The sequence below is a fragment of the Tepidisphaeraceae bacterium genome (assembly GCA_035998445.1).
Lineage (GTDB): Bacteria > Planctomycetota > Phycisphaerae > Tepidisphaerales > Tepidisphaeraceae > DASYHQ01.
Genome location: DASYHQ010000047.1, coordinates 76290 through 88659, shown reverse-complemented (window position 1 = coordinate 88659; position 12370 = coordinate 76290). Strand labels below are relative to the sequence as shown.

21 protein-coding genes are annotated in these 12370 nt (G+C 61.6%); all 21 read right to left on the bottom strand.

Annotated features, from left to right (window positions below; genetic code table 11):
* Positions 1-38: 38 nt before the first annotated feature.
* Positions 39-413 (bottom strand): 50S ribosomal protein L18, encoded by a 375-nt coding sequence (rplR, locus tag VGN72_18000; GenBank protein HEV7301263.1) that lies wholly within the window; start codon positions 411-413, stop codon positions 39-41.
* 162 nt (positions 414-575) lie between these two features.
* Positions 576-1130, bottom strand: coding sequence for a 50S ribosomal protein L6 (gene rplF / locus VGN72_17995; GenBank protein ID HEV7301262.1), 555 nt, complete (start codon positions 1128-1130; stop codon positions 576-578).
* 96 nt (positions 1131-1226) lie between these two features.
* Complete coding sequence (gene rpsH, locus VGN72_17990) at positions 1227-1625, bottom strand: 30S ribosomal protein S8 (protein ID HEV7301261.1); 399 nt, start codon at positions 1623-1625, stop codon at positions 1227-1229.
* 109 nt (positions 1626-1734) lie between these two features.
* A complete protein-coding gene (gene rpsN, locus VGN72_17985; protein HEV7301260.1) occupies positions 1735-2004 on the bottom strand; it encodes a 30S ribosomal protein S14 in 270 nt (89 codons plus the stop codon).
* Between the two features lie 14 nt (positions 2005-2018).
* Positions 2019-2714, bottom strand: a complete 696-nt coding sequence (gene rplE, locus VGN72_17980) for a 50S ribosomal protein L5 (GenBank protein HEV7301259.1) — start codon at positions 2712-2714, stop codon at positions 2019-2021.
* A 59-nt stretch (positions 2715-2773) separates the two neighbouring features.
* Complete coding sequence (rplX, locus tag VGN72_17975; GenBank protein HEV7301258.1) at positions 2774-3106, bottom strand: 50S ribosomal protein L24; 333 nt, start codon at positions 3104-3106, stop codon at positions 2774-2776.
* A 100-nt stretch (positions 3107-3206) separates the two neighbouring features.
* On the bottom strand, positions 3207-3593 hold the full coding sequence (rplN, locus tag VGN72_17970) for a 50S ribosomal protein L14 (GenBank protein HEV7301257.1): 387 nt from the start codon (positions 3591-3593) through the stop codon (positions 3207-3209).
* 56 nt (positions 3594-3649) lie between these two features.
* The gene (gene rpsQ / locus VGN72_17965; GenBank protein HEV7301256.1) at positions 3650-3988 is read right to left on the bottom strand and encodes a 30S ribosomal protein S17; all 339 of its coding nucleotides are present in this window, start codon (positions 3986-3988) and stop codon (positions 3650-3652) included.
* A 57-nt stretch (positions 3989-4045) separates the two neighbouring features.
* Positions 4046-4255 (bottom strand): 50S ribosomal protein L29, encoded by a 210-nt coding sequence (rpmC, locus tag VGN72_17960; protein HEV7301255.1) that lies wholly within the window; start codon positions 4253-4255, stop codon positions 4046-4048.
* Between the two features lie 55 nt (positions 4256-4310).
* Entirely contained in the window at positions 4311-4727 is a 417-nt protein-coding gene (rplP, locus tag VGN72_17955) for a 50S ribosomal protein L16 (protein HEV7301254.1), read from the bottom strand.
* 115 nt (positions 4728-4842) lie between these two features.
* Positions 4843-5541, bottom strand: a complete 699-nt coding sequence (gene rpsC, locus VGN72_17950) for a 30S ribosomal protein S3 (protein HEV7301253.1) — start codon at positions 5539-5541, stop codon at positions 4843-4845.
* 104 nt (positions 5542-5645) lie between these two features.
* Positions 5646-6047, bottom strand: coding sequence for a 50S ribosomal protein L22 (rplV, locus tag VGN72_17945; protein HEV7301252.1), 402 nt, complete (start codon positions 6045-6047; stop codon positions 5646-5648).
* 63 nt (positions 6048-6110) lie between these two features.
* The gene (rpsS, locus tag VGN72_17940; GenBank protein HEV7301251.1) at positions 6111-6380 is read right to left on the bottom strand and encodes a 30S ribosomal protein S19; all 270 of its coding nucleotides are present in this window, start codon (positions 6378-6380) and stop codon (positions 6111-6113) included.
* Between the two features lie 53 nt (positions 6381-6433).
* Entirely contained in the window at positions 6434-7300 is an 867-nt protein-coding gene (gene rplB / locus VGN72_17935; protein ID HEV7301250.1) for a 50S ribosomal protein L2, read from the bottom strand.
* Between the two features lie 81 nt (positions 7301-7381).
* Positions 7382-7660: a 50S ribosomal protein L23 gene (gene rplW, locus VGN72_17930; protein ID HEV7301249.1), complete on the bottom strand. Its 279-nt coding sequence runs from the start codon at positions 7658-7660 to the stop codon at positions 7382-7384.
* Between the two features lie 75 nt (positions 7661-7735).
* Positions 7736-8350 (bottom strand): 50S ribosomal protein L4, encoded by a 615-nt coding sequence (gene rplD, locus VGN72_17925; GenBank protein HEV7301248.1) that lies wholly within the window; start codon positions 8348-8350, stop codon positions 7736-7738.
* Positions 8351-8449: 99 nt separating this feature from the next.
* A complete protein-coding gene (rplC, locus tag VGN72_17920) occupies positions 8450-9115 on the bottom strand; it encodes a 50S ribosomal protein L3 (GenBank protein HEV7301247.1) in 666 nt (221 codons plus the stop codon).
* 242 nt (positions 9116-9357) lie between these two features.
* Positions 9358-9666, bottom strand: a complete 309-nt coding sequence (gene rpsJ, locus VGN72_17915; protein HEV7301246.1) for a 30S ribosomal protein S10 — start codon at positions 9664-9666, stop codon at positions 9358-9360.
* A 237-nt stretch (positions 9667-9903) separates the two neighbouring features.
* Positions 9904-10764 carry a branched-chain-amino-acid transaminase gene (gene ilvE, locus VGN72_17910; GenBank protein ID HEV7301245.1) on the bottom strand — a complete coding sequence of 287 codons (861 nt, stop codon included), beginning with the start codon at positions 10762-10764 and terminating at the stop codon, positions 9904-9906.
* A gap of 102 nt (positions 10765-10866) precedes the next feature.
* Positions 10867-11607, bottom strand: coding sequence for an ABC transporter ATP-binding protein (locus tag VGN72_17905; protein HEV7301244.1), 741 nt, complete (start codon positions 11605-11607; stop codon positions 10867-10869).
* Positions 11608-11740: 133 nt separating this feature from the next.
* Positions 11741-12370: a phosphoribosylglycinamide formyltransferase gene (gene purN, locus VGN72_17900; protein HEV7301243.1), complete on the bottom strand. Its 630-nt coding sequence runs from the start codon at positions 12368-12370 to the stop codon at positions 11741-11743.

The window sequence follows — 12370 nt, the reverse complement described above, 5'->3', positions numbered from 1 at the left end:
GGCGGGGTCGCTAAAGCGACCCCGCCGCGCCGACGACATTAGAACGACAACCCACCCTCACGGGCGGCGTCGGCAAGGGCCTTGATGCGGCCGTGGTACTTGCGACCACCGCGGTCGAAGGCGACCTTCGTGATGCCGGCGGCCTTGGCGCGCTCGGCGATCGTCAGTCCGATCTTCTTGGCAGCGGCGATGTTGCCACCGTTCTTCAGTTCGGCGCCACGCGTCTCAGCGCTGGTCGTCGCGGCGGCAACGAGCGTCTTGCCCGTGTAGTCGTCGATGATCTGCGCGTAGATGTGCTTGTCGCTGCGGAACACGCTCAGCCGCGGGCGCTCGCCCGTGCCGAAGATCGCGTTGCTCGTGCTGAACTTACGCCGCTCGAAGCGGACCTGTTTGACTTTGTTCTTGTCGGCCATCGTTTACATTGCGGATTGCGGATTGCGGATTGCGGATCGACAGACAAGACGTCAAACCGCTGTGCGCTAACCCAGGTCCACAAGCTCCAATTAGGCGGCTCGGACGCGGGCCGAAATGGCATCTGCCAACCCGCACTCCGCAATCCGCACTCCGCGATACTTTTACTTCGCGCCAGCGCCGGCGAACGCCTTGCCCGGCTTGATCTTGACGGCTTCGCCTTCGTAGCGGATGCCCTTGCCCTTGTACGGCTCGGGCTTGCGCACGTCGCGGATGTCCGACGCCAGCTGGCCGACGGCCTGCTTATCGGCACCGGTGATGTGGATCTTGTTCGCGCCCTCCATCGCCAGCGCGACGGTGTTGGGCACGTCCATCGTGATCTGGTTGGCGTAACCAACCGACAGCACCAACTTCTTGCCCCGCAGCTCGGCCTTGTAACCAACGCCGATGACTTCCAGGGTCTTCTTGTACCCCTCGGTCACGCCGACGATGTTGTTGGCGAGCAGCGCGCGGGTCAGACCGTGCAGCGCCTTGCTCTGCTTCTCATCGTTCGGACGGGTGACGACCAGCTCCTTCGTCCCGGCGTCCAGCTTCACGCTGATCAACGGGTGAACGTTCAGTTCGAGCTTGCCCTTGGGGCCCTCGAAGCTCACCTTCTGACCATTGACGGCGACCTTGGCGGATCCGATCGGGACGGGCTTCTTACCAATACGGCTCATGTTTCACCTTTGCTTCCGTGGGCCTCGCGTCGAGTTTCACGACCCCGACGGGTTCCGGTTGAGTAACCCTGAGCCAAGCTCAGGGCTAAATGTTCGTTAGGCGACCGTGCAGAGCAGTTCGCCACCGACGTTGGCCTCGCGGGCCTTGCGGTCGGACATGACGCCCTTGCTGGTCGACACGATGGCGATGCCCATGCCGTTGAGGACCTTGGGCAGCTCCTCGACCGCGCGATACATGCGGCGGCCTGGCTTGCTCTGGCGGTCGATCTCGTGGATCACCTTATCGCCGCTCAGGCTGTACTTCAGCTTCACGCGCAGCGTGCCCTGCATGCCGTCGTCGATCACATCGTATTCCTCGATGTAACCTTCGTCCTTCAGCACTTGGGCGATACCGGTGCAGATCTTGCTCTTGTTGATCTGTACGAACTTCCGGCCAACGCGGTTGGCGTTGCGAATCCGGGTGAGCATATCCGCGATGGGATCTTGATTGTTCATCGTCAAAAACCAGTTGTTAGTGGTCAGTTGTCAGTGGTCAGTTCATCCGGCAGCATTGGTGGTCTCAAACCGACCACTGCCCACTGACCACTGTCCACTTCTCTCGTCCTTACCAGCTAGCCTTCTTCATGCCCGGGATCTTGCCGGCCAGGGCCAGCTCACGCAGCATGATGCGGCTGATCTTGAACTTCCGCAGCGTGCCCTTCGACCGACCGGTCAGCTCGCAACGATTGTGCGAGCGGGTCGGCGAGGCGTCGCGCGGGAGGTTGCTGAGGGCCGCGTAGTTCTTTTCCTTCTTCAGCTTATGCCGAATGTCGGCGAACCGGGCGACCATCTCTTCGCGCTTCTTCTGTTTTGCTACCCAGGCTTTCGTGGCCATAATCGTTTCCTAAGTTACTTGGCTTCCTTGGCGGTCTCGCGGAACGGGAACCCGAAACCCTTCAGCAGCTCGCGGCCCTCTTCGACCTTCTTGGCCGTCGTGACGACCGTGATGTTCATGCCCTGCTGGTGCGTCAGGTTCGCGGCGTCGACCTCGGGGAACACCGTCTGCTCCGTCAGGCCAAAGTTGTAGTTCCCGGACTTGTCGAACCCGTTGGGGTTCAGGCCGCGGAAGTCCTTCACGCGGGGGATCGCCAGCGTGATCAGGCGGTCCAGGAACTCGTACATGCGGTTTCCACGCAGCGTGACCTTCAGGCCCGTCTCCATGCCTTCGCGAACCTTGAAGTTCGCGACGCTCTTCTTGGCCTTGCAGCGGACGGGCTTCTGACCGGCGATGACCGACAGGTCGCGCTCGGCCAGTTCCATCTTGCCCTTCTCGCCGGCGGTGACCGCCTTGCCGAGGCCCATCGAGATCACGATTTTCTCCAACCGGGGGACGGCGAAGGTGTTCGTGTGCCCGAACTGCTGCTTCAGCTGCGGCACGATCTTGGTGCGGTAAACCGCTTCCAGACGGGCCGGCGGGACCGGAAGGGTGTCCTTGTCCTCACCCGTGTCAACCGCGGGACCCGACTTGGCAGCCTTGGCGGCGGCCTTGCGGGCGGCGATCTCCTCAGCACTGGGCTTGGCTGCTTTCTTCTTTTCTTCTGCCATGATAGGCCTCGTATCTCTCTGAAAATGCGGCTAAACCGCTAGCGGTTCCGAACGAACCGTTACTTGTTCTTAACTAGGGTGCCCAGGCTCGAGCCACCCTTGACGGCCACGCGGTGCTTGGCGCCATCGCGGTTCTCGAACTTCACCCGCGTGCCCTTGCCGGTCGCGGGGTCGATCGGCATCACGTTGCTGATCTGGATCGGGGCTTCCTTCTGAAGCCGGCCACCTTGCGGCGAGCGCTGGCTGGGCTTCACGTGCTTCCACACACGGTTGATGCCCTCGACGAGGACCTTATTGTCCTTCGTGAGGACCTTCAAGACCTTGCCCGTCTTACCCTTGTCACCGCCGGTGGTCACCATGACGGTGTCGCCGGATTTAATGTGTCGTGCCATCTGAATTCCAATTGCCGATTGCCAAATGCTGGTTGCCGAATGGAAATTCAGTCGTCGAAGCCGTTCATTCGGCGTTCGGCAACTGGCATTCGGCGATTCACTACACCACTTCGCTCGCCAGCGACACGATCTTCATGAAGTTCTTGTCGCGAAGCTCGCGGGCCACGGCGCCGAAGATGCGGGTGCCGCGCGGGTTGTTTTCCTTGTCGATCACGACGGCGGCGTTGTGGTCGAAGCGGACGTAGCTGCCGTCGGGCCGCATCGTCGGTTGCTTCGTGCGTACCACGACGCAACGGATGATCTCACCGTTCTTCACCTCGCCGGCCGGGATCGACTTCTTCACCGCGCAGATGATGATGTCGCCCACGGTCGCCACGCGACGCTTGAACTTGCCACTGCTTGACGAGCCGCCGAGCACCTTGATGCACATCGCGCGCTTCGCGCCGGTGTTGTCGGCAATGTCGACTTCTGTTTGCTGCTGAATCATTGTCGCTAGCTCCATTTGCGATTGCCGATTGAGCGGCACGATCGCAAATCGCAAATTTACCGCGCCTCGGGCGCCTTACCGGTCATCACTTCTTCCGCCGATACCTGGACGGCCTTCTCCGGCGCCTTCTGCACGATGCGGAGCAAGCGGTGATGCTTGGTCCGGCTCAGCGGGCGGCACTCGGCGATCTGGACCGTGTCGCCCTCGCGGGCCTCGTTGCGCTCGTCGTGAGCGTGGAGGACGGTGCGGCGCTTCAGGTACTTGCCGTACTTGGCGTGCTTCGTCTGGTAGTTCACGACGACCTTGATCGTCTTGTCACCCTTGTCAGACGCGACCACGCCCTCGATCGTGCGGAGCTGCGGGCGTTCGGCGGTGGCGGTTGTTGATTCGCTCATGTTGATTCTCTTCTGTGGCCCGCACCGTACCCGGCCGGCCGATCGTCCTCGTTCGCGTTAGGCCTGCTGCTTGGTGGCAGCGACCGCCCGTTGACGCTGGACCGTCTTGATCCGGGCGATGTCCTTCTTGGCCTTGCCGATCTGGCTGGGGTCTTCCAGCTTCTCGGTCACGCCCTGCGTCCGCAGGTCGAACAGGCGCTTCTGGCGCTCGGCCAGCAGTTCCTTCAGGCCCGCGTCGTCCTTCTCGTTGATCTCTTTGATCTTCATGTTCTCACTCATCTAGCTGATCTATACCCCGGGCACGCCCGAGGCTATGTGATCGTTAGGCCACCGCATGCTTGCGGGCAACGAACCGGGTGTTCACCGGCATCTTGAACGCGATGCGGGCCAGGCAGCGCTTGGCGGTCGCCTCGTCCACGCCGGTCACCTCGAAGAGGACCTGGCCGGGCTTCACGACGGCGCACCAGTATTCCGGCTCGCCCTTGCCCTTACCCATACGGGTTTCGAGCGGCTTACCTGACACGGGCTTGTGCGGGAAGATGCGGATGAACAGGCGGCCTTCGCGACGCAGGAAGTGCGACGCGGCCACGCGACCCGCCTCGATCTGGCGGGCGGTGATCCAGCAGGCCTCGGTCGTCTGCAGGCCGAACTCACCGAACGCGACGTAGTTGCCGCGCGTGGCGTTGCCCTTCATCTTCCCGCGTTGACTTTTGCGGAACTTAACCCGCTTGGGCATCATTGGCATAAATCACCTAACTCATTTTCGATTGCCGATCTTCGATTTGCGACGGGGAAATCAATCCCGCTCACGCCTCTTTCAATCGCAATCGCAAATCCAAAATCGCAAATTTCAATTACCGGCGACCGCGGCGGACGGGGCCGCCCGGACGCTGGTCGGTTTCCAGCACTTCTTCGCCGTACATGCCGCGATAGATCCAGCACTTGACACCAATGGTGCCGAAGGTGGTGAACGCGATCGCGTAACCGTAGTTCACGTCAGCCTGCAGGGTCGTCAGCGGGACGCTGCCCTGACCGGCCTTCTCCTGGCGGGCGATTTCCGCGCCACCGAGGCGGCCGCTGATCGCGAACTTGATGCCCTTGGCGCCGGCCTGCATGGTGGCGTCCATCCGCATCTTCAGCACGCGGCGGAAGCTCGCACGCTTCTTGAGCTGCTCGGCAACGGCCTCGGCGACCAGCTGCGCGTTCAGGTCCGGATTCTTGATCTCGATGACCTTGATCGGGGCGACCTTACGCTTAATCAGGTCTTCCAGCTCTTCACGCAGCTTGTCGACCTCGGCGCCCTTGGGGCCGATGACGAGGCCGGGACGGGCCGTCTTGATCGTGACCGTAACCTCTTCGCGCGTCCGCTCGATCAGGATGTCGCTGACGGCGGCGAAGGGGGGACGGCGGTTCAGCTTCGCGTCGATCAGCTTGCGGACCTTGAAGTCCTCGACCAGGAAGTCACCGTACGCGGCCTTGGGCGCGTACCAGCGGCTCTTCCAGTCTTCTGTGATGCCGACGCGGAAACCAGTTGGATTTACCTTTTGACCCATATATTCATTTGCGATTTGCGATTTGCGATTTGCGATTGAAAAGCACGGACGACCATCAATGTCTTTCAATCGCAAATCGCAAATCGCAAACCGGCAATCTCCTACTACCTTGCCTTACCGGGACGGCGACCCACCAGGTTCTGCTGCGGGGCGACCTCGCCCTCGCCGCGCTCGTCGATCGCGATCACCAGATGGCTGGTGCGCTTGTTGATCGGATACGCCTTGCCGCGGTCCTTCGGTTGAAACCGCTTGATGATCGGACCCGGATCGGCCCAGGCGCTGGCGACGTAAAGGGTATTACGCGGCGTCGCGGGGTTCTGTTCCGGATCGGTCGCGTTGGCGACGGCCGAGCGGATGACCTTCTCGACCATCACGCTGGCGCGTTGCTTGGAGAACTTCAGGATGCTCATCGCATCGTCGACGTCGCGACCGCGGACCAGGTCCATGATCAGCCGAGCCTTGCGGGGGCTGATGCGGGCGAATCGATGTTTGGCTTCGAATGGCATGTCGTGCCCTATCCCGTAAATACCACCGGCTAGCCGGTGGCGAAGTAAATCAGATGCCTGCCCTTAGGCCTGCTTCTTACCACTGTGACCACGGAAGGTCCGCGTCGGGCTGAACTCGCCCAGCTTGTGACCGACCATGTCTTCCTGAACGAACACCTTCAGGAACTTGTTCCCGTTGTGAACCTCGAACGTGTGTCCGACGAACTCCGGGATGATCGTGCAGGTCCGAGCCCACGTCTTGATCGGGGCCTTCGCCCGGTTCTCGTTCAGCTTCGATACCTTCTGGTACAGCTTCTCGTCGACGAATGGGCCCTTTTTTGCGCTTCTGCTCATGTCAGTTGTCCGTTGTCAGTTGTCAGTCGTCCGTTGCGTCGCGGAAATCTTCGTTACACGTTCACGGTCTGCGGACGCTGCTGGAACTTACCGAACTTGCGGCGACGCAGGATCAGCTTCTCGCTGTGCTTGCGACCGTTACGCGTGATGCCGCCCTTGGCGGGCACGCCGGTCTTGCTGACCGGGTGCCGACCACCGTTGCTGCGGCCTTCACCACCACCCAGCGGGTGGTCGATCGGGTTCATGGCCTTGGCACGCGTGTGCGGGCGGATGCCCATGTGACGCGAGCGGCCGGCCTTGCCGATGCTGACGTTAATGTGGTCCAGGTTGCCCAGCTGACCGATCGTCGCCCGGCAGGCGCTGCGCACGCGACGCATTTCACCGCTGGGGAGGATGATCACGGCCCAGTCGCCCTCTTTGGCGCTCAGGCGAGCCACACCACCGGCCGAGCGGACCAACTTGCCACCCTGGCCGGGGTTCATCTCGATGTTGTGCACTTCGAGGCCACCGGGGATGTTCGCCAGCGGCAGGCAGTTGCCCACTTCGATCTCCGCCGTCGGGCCGTTCATCAGCTTCGTGCCAACCTTGAGGTTGTTCGGAGCCAGGATGTACGAGATCTCGTTGTCGGCATAGCGGATCAGGGCGATGTTGCACGAACGGTTGGGATCGTACTCGATCGACTCGACCGTCGCCTCGACGCCGTCCTTCTGACGGCGGAAGTCGACCAAGCGGTACAGCTTCTTGTTGCCACCACCGCGGTGCTTGACCGTGATGACGCCGTGATGGTTACGACCGCTGGCGCGGCGCTTGCCGACCGTCAGCGACTTCGTCGGCTCGGTCTTGGTGATGACCGACTTGTAGTCCAACACGCTGCCAGCCCGACGGCCGGCGCTGGTGGGGTTGTAGAATCGAATGGCCATGTTACTCGTCCGTAGTCAGTTGTTCGTTGTTCGTCGCAGTCACCGGTCAGTCGCCCAAGGGACGACCGACTACCGACCTTCTTAGAACAGTTCGATCTTCGAGTTCTCTTCCAGCACCACGACCGCGCGCTTCCAGTTGCTCGTGTGCGTCATGCCGGTCTTGGTCCGACGGGGCTTGCCCTTGCGGGTGAGCGTCCGGACGTCGGTGACCTTCACCGAGTACAGCTGCTCGACGGCCGTCTTGATCTGGTTCTTGTTCGCATCCTTGTGCACCTGGAACGCATAGGCGTTGCGGGTGTTCTGCTGATGCGTGCTCTTCTCCGTGATCAGCGGCTTGATGATGACGTTGATGTTGTCCATTGTCTTTCCGTTGTAGGGCGTGCATTAGCACACCTTCCTCCGAGGCCGTGTGCTAATGCACACCCTACGGATCACCTAAGCCAGGATCTGTTCCAAGCCGGCCTTCGTCAGCAGCAGCGTGCGGTTGTTCAGGATGTCCCACACGTTCAGTTGGGCGACGGTGGTCAGCTTGGTGCGGTCGATGTTGCGAGCCGACTTCTCGAGCGTCGCGTCGGTGCCGTTGATGGCGACCAAGACGCTGCGGTCGATGCCGAGCTTCTTGAACATCTCGGCGACCGGCTTGGTCTTCACGCCGTCCAGCTTGATCTCGCTGATGACCTTCACGTCACCGCTTTGAACCTTGCTGAGGATCGCGCTCTTGGTGGCGAGCTGGCGGGCCTTCTTGGGCATGCTCAGGCGCCAGTCCTTCGGGGTCTTCTGTTTCGCGTGACCGCCACCCTTCTTAATCGGGTTGCGGGCGCCACCGGTACGGGCGTTGCCGGTACCCTTCTGGCGGAACTGCTTGCGGGTAGAACCCTCGACCTCGCCGCGCCCCTTGGTCTTGGCGGTGCCTTGGCGCTGGTTGGCGTGATACATCACGAACGCCTGCTTGAGCAGGTTGGTCCGCACTTCACCGCCGAGCTTGGCTTCGTCGACATTGAAGGTTTCGACCTTCTCGCCGGCCTGATTGTAAATCGGTAGTTCGATCATGACTCTTGGTCCGTTGTCAGTTGTCCGTTGTCCGTCATCAGTCGCAGCGGTGTCGGTCGCCATGGCCTAAAGGCCACTGGCGACTGACCACTGACAAACCTATTCAGCAGCCTTCACCTTCGCGGTGATCGACTTCCGCACGAACAGAACCGTACCGTTGGGGCCCGGAAGCGAGCCCTTGATCAGCAGCAGGTTATTAGCGGTATCGACTTTGACGAGGGGGTGATTGCGGGTGGTGACCTGGTCCATGCCCATGTGACCGGCCATGCGGACGCCCTTCTTGGGCTTACCGCTCTGACCACGCCAGGTGGCGCGGCTGGCGAGCGAACCGGGCGAGCGGTGCTTACGCTCGGTACCGTGCGAGGCGGGCTGACCACCGAAGTGGTGGCGCTTCATAACGCCGGCAGTGCCCTTGCCCTTGCTGGTGCCGATCACGTCGACGAACTGCACGCCGTCGAAGATCTCGACCGTCACCAGGTCGCCCAAGGCCTTATCGGTGGGCGTGCCCTTCAGGTTGATTTCGCGAAAGTGCTTGCGGGGGGCGCTGCCGGACTTGGCGGCGTGGCCGATGAGCGGGAAGGTGCTGTACTTCGGCTTGATCTCACCGAAGCCGAGCTGCACGGCATTGTAGCCGTCGGTCTCGACCGTCTTCACCTGCGTGATCGCGTTCGGCTCGACCTGTACGACAGTGACGGGCACGATTGCGCCCTTCTCGTCGTAAATGCGCGTCATGCCGACTTTCTTGCCCAGAACTGCTGGTGTCATTGCTTTCGGTCAGAGGAGGCAACCCCAAACATCAGGGCCGACTCGTAAACCGCTCCGTAAACTTTTCTGCTCATTCGCGCCTCGGGCAAGCCCGGGGCTATTTATCAAACGACAAAACACCTCGCGTCGCCGTGTCCCGTCAGGCCGAAAGAGCCTTAAGGGCGATGGGTTCTTGGATGAACCCCACGGTGCGTCAACCAAAACACCCCTTCTTGCAGGGGTGTGCGTATGTCATCTAAAAACTAGGCCTTGATCTTCACGAAGACGCCAGCCGGTACGACGAGGCGATTGAGCGCTTCGATCGTGCGGGCGGTGGGCTCGAAGATGTCGATCACGCGCTTGTGCGTGCGCATCTCGAACTGCTCGCGGGACTTCTTGTCGATGTGCGGGCTGCGGAGCACGGTGTAGCGCTCCACGCGGGTCGGCATCGGAATGGGACCGCACACGCGGGCGTTGGTACGCTTGGCGTGCTCGACGATCTCCTTGGCCGAGCTATCGAGGGCCCGGTGATCGTATGCTTCCATCCGAATTCGAATCCGATCGCCTGTCATCGCAGAAAATCCTGTCGTTTCGTCGTCCGTCTTCCCTGCCAGACGCCCCATCTGGGCCAATCAGGTCAGGGTTTTCCTCGCTCACCTTCCGAAAAGGCGAGCGGAGAAGTCTACAGTGAATCATCCCTGTGTCAACTCTTTGAGTGCGTGAATTATTGGAGTTCTGGGTGAATCTTAGCGACTGGTTTGGCACGCTCGCTTGAGCGAACGCGCCGGATCTACCCATAAAACCAGTCCTCAGGCTCCGCGCACGTGCTTGTGGAAGGCGTCCATCAGCTTCTTGGTGATGGGTCCAACCTTCCCATTCCCGACGGGGCGACCGTCGATCTTCGTCACCGGCATCACTTCGGCGCCGCTTCCAGTCAGGAAGCACTCGTCACTGATGTACAAATCGTGGCGTTCCACCACGCGCTCGCGAATGGGGATGTCCATCTGCTGGCAGAGCTCGATGATGACGTTGCGCGTGACGCCCTCCAGGATCCCGTCGCAGAGCAACGGCGTGAAGACCGCCCCGTCGCGGGCCAGGAAGATGTTGGCGACCGTGCCCTCGGAGACGTTGCCGAGGTGGTTGAGCATAATCGCCTCGGCGACGCCGGCGTCGGTGGCCTCCATGCGGGCCAGCACGTTGTTCAGGTAATTCAGGCTCTTAATCCGCGGCGACAGCGCGTTCGGGTGGTTCCGGACGATCGACGACACGATCACCGGCACGCCCTGTTCGTACTGCTCCTTCGGATAGATCGAGATCAGATCGGTGATGATGAAGACGGCGGGCGCCTTGCACTTGGCGGGGTCAATGCCCAGCGCCCCCACGCCCCGCGTGACCACGAGGCGCACGTAGCAATCGCTGAGCTTGTTGACATTGGCCGTCTCGTAGATGGCGGCGGTTAGCTGCTCGGCGGTGTAGGGGATGACCAGGCGGATCGCCTTGGCCGAGTCGTACAGCCGTCGCATGTGCTCTTCGGCGCGGAAGATCTTGCCGGCGTACAGGCGGATGCCCTCGAACACACCGTCGCCGTACAGCAGCCCATGGTCGTAGACCGACACCGTGGCGCGTTCTTTGTCGACGAGCTTGCCGTCGACCCAAACCTGCAGGGACATAAGTACTCCAGATTGCCGATTTGCGATTGTCGATTTTCGATTGGAAGGTGGGACCGTTTATCCCTCAATCGGCAATCGCAAATCGGCAATCGGCAATTCCTCTCATTCCGCCGGCGCCAGCGCACCGTCTTTCAATACTAACACCCGATCGGCGGTGCGTGCCAGTGCGCGGTCATGGGTGACCATGACAATTGTCTGGTTTTGTTCGCGGTGCAGCCCCTCAAGCACGTCCATGATCTGCCGGCCGGTCTCGGCGTCGAGGTTGCCGGTCGGTTCGTCCGCGAACAGCACGCGCGGAGAGTTCATCAGCGCCCGCGCGATCGCCACCCGCTGCCGTTCACCACCCGACAGCTGGTTGGGCCGATGCTTTAGCCGATGGCTCATGCCGAGCGAGGTCAGCAGTTCGGTGGCGCGCGTTTCGATCGTCTTGCGCTTTGATGAGAACGAGAACCAGCTGTGCTCGATCATCGGCGACAGCATCGCGTTCTGCAGCACGTTAAGCTCGGGCAGCAGGTGGTAGAACTGGAACACGAACCCAAACTGCGTGTTGCGCAGCCGGCTGCGCTGTTCGCCGGGCATGCGGGCGATGTCTTGGCCTTCGAATTCGATGGTGCCCTGGTCCACCGAGTCCAGCGCGCCCAGCAAATGCAACAGCGTGCTCTTACCCGATCCCGACCGCCCTTCGATCGCGATGAACTCGCCTGGCTTGATCGAGATGTCGGCGTTCTTCAGCACCGTCACGCGGCTGTCGCCCATCTGGAACGATTTCGTCAGGTTCCTGGCGCGCAGGAAGGCGTCATCAGCATGACGAGTAGGAGAGGTTGGCGTCTTGGTCTGGGTCATGAATCGTTCCGATCTTCCTCTTCGTCGGTGCCGGATCGTCCTCTTCATATAGCCACCGGCTTGCCGGTGGTCTTCTGTTCGATGGGAGCAATACCAGCGGCAAGCCCGTGCCTATATGGTCTGATCTTCCGAACTATCCCCGCGCCACGCGCACGCGCCGGCCATCGAACGAGATGCGACCGTCGCCGAACAGGCGGATGGCTTGCGGGTACGCCTCGCGTTCCTGTTCGAACACGCGGGCTGCCAGCGTCTTGGGCGTGTCGTCGTCCAACACCTCGCAGACGCGCTGCAGGATGATCGGGCCATTGTCGTACTGGTCGTCCACGAAGTGAACGGTGCAGCCGCTCACCTTGCAACCGTGGGCGAGCACCGCCTCGTGTACCTTTTGGCCATACATGCCCTTGCCCCCGAACGCGGGTAAGAGCGACGGGTGAATGTTGATCACCCGGCAGATGTACCGCTGGGGGATCGGCAGCAGGCAGAGCCACCCCGCGAAGCAGACAAGGTCGACCTTGGCGGCGTCGATCTGCGACCAGACCTCGTTGGCGAACGAGTCGACCTGCGCGAAGTCCTTACGCGACACGACCGACGTCGGCACGCCCGCGTCGATGCCCCGCTGCACGCCGAGCAGATCGGGCTTTGAACCGATCACCAGCTCCACGCTGGCGTTCAACCGCTTGGCGGCGATTTCGTCCAGCAGGTTCTGCAGGGTCGTGCCGCTGCCACTGACGAGCACTGCGAGTTTCAGGGGATCCCGGTTCAT

What these genes read in the sequence shown, in the direction of transcription:
- rplB (HEV7301250.1), bottom strand. Translation starts at nt 7,300, where the DNA reads ATGGCCATTCGATTCTACAACCCCACCAGCGCCGGCCGTCGGGCTGGC.
- rpmC (HEV7301255.1), bottom strand. Translation starts at nt 4,255, where the DNA reads ATGAAGATCAAAGAGATCAACGAGAAGGACGACGCGGGCCTGAAGGAA.
- rplW (HEV7301249.1), bottom strand. Translation starts at nt 7,660, where the DNA reads ATGGACAACATCAACGTCATCATCAAGCCGCTGATCACGGAGAAGAGC.
- rpsH (HEV7301261.1), bottom strand. Translation starts at nt 1,625, where the DNA reads ATGAACAATCAAGATCCCATCGCGGATATGCTCACCCGGATTCGCAAC.
- rplP (HEV7301254.1), bottom strand. Translation starts at nt 4,727, where the DNA reads ATGATGCCCAAGCGGGTTAAGTTCCGCAAAAGTCAACGCGGGAAGATG.
- rpsJ (HEV7301246.1), bottom strand. Translation starts at nt 9,666, where the DNA reads ATGACAGGCGATCGGATTCGAATTCGGATGGAAGCATACGATCACCGG.
- rpsS (HEV7301251.1), bottom strand. Translation starts at nt 6,380, where the DNA reads ATGAGCAGAAGCGCAAAAAAGGGCCCATTCGTCGACGAGAAGCTGTAC.
- purN (HEV7301243.1), bottom strand. Translation starts at nt 12,370, where the DNA reads ATGAACCGGGATCCCCTGAAACTCGCAGTGCTCGTCAGTGGCAGCGGC.
- rplE (HEV7301259.1), bottom strand. Translation starts at nt 2,714, where the DNA reads ATGGCAGAAGAAAAGAAGAAAGCAGCCAAGCCCAGTGCTGAGGAGATC.
- ilvE (HEV7301245.1), bottom strand. Translation starts at nt 10,764, where the DNA reads ATGTCCCTGCAGGTTTGGGTCGACGGCAAGCTCGTCGACAAAGAACGC.
- rplC (HEV7301247.1), bottom strand. Translation starts at nt 9,115, where the DNA reads ATGACACCAGCAGTTCTGGGCAAGAAAGTCGGCATGACGCGCATTTAC.
- rpsN (HEV7301260.1), bottom strand. Translation starts at nt 2,004, where the DNA reads ATGGCCACGAAAGCCTGGGTAGCAAAACAGAAGAAGCGCGAAGAGATG.
- rplD (HEV7301248.1), bottom strand. Translation starts at nt 8,350, where the DNA reads ATGATCGAACTACCGATTTACAATCAGGCCGGCGAGAAGGTCGAAACC.
- VGN72_17905 (HEV7301244.1), bottom strand. Translation starts at nt 11,607, where the DNA reads ATGACCCAGACCAAGACGCCAACCTCTCCTACTCGTCATGCTGATGAC.
- rplR (HEV7301263.1), bottom strand. Translation starts at nt 413, where the DNA reads ATGGCCGACAAGAACAAAGTCAAACAGGTCCGCTTCGAGCGGCGTAAG.
- rplX (HEV7301258.1), bottom strand. Translation starts at nt 3,106, where the DNA reads ATGGCACGACACATTAAATCCGGCGACACCGTCATGGTGACCACCGGC.
- rpsC (HEV7301253.1), bottom strand. Translation starts at nt 5,541, where the DNA reads ATGGGTCAAAAGGTAAATCCAACTGGTTTCCGCGTCGGCATCACAGAA.
- rpsQ (HEV7301256.1), bottom strand. Translation starts at nt 3,988, where the DNA reads ATGAGCGAATCAACAACCGCCACCGCCGAACGCCCGCAGCTCCGCACG.
- rplN (HEV7301257.1), bottom strand. Translation starts at nt 3,593, where the DNA reads ATGATTCAGCAGCAAACAGAAGTCGACATTGCCGACAACACCGGCGCG.
- rplV (HEV7301252.1), bottom strand. Translation starts at nt 6,047, where the DNA reads ATGCCATTCGAAGCCAAACATCGATTCGCCCGCATCAGCCCCCGCAAG.
- rplF (HEV7301262.1), bottom strand. Translation starts at nt 1,130, where the DNA reads ATGAGCCGTATTGGTAAGAAGCCCGTCCCGATCGGATCCGCCAAGGTC.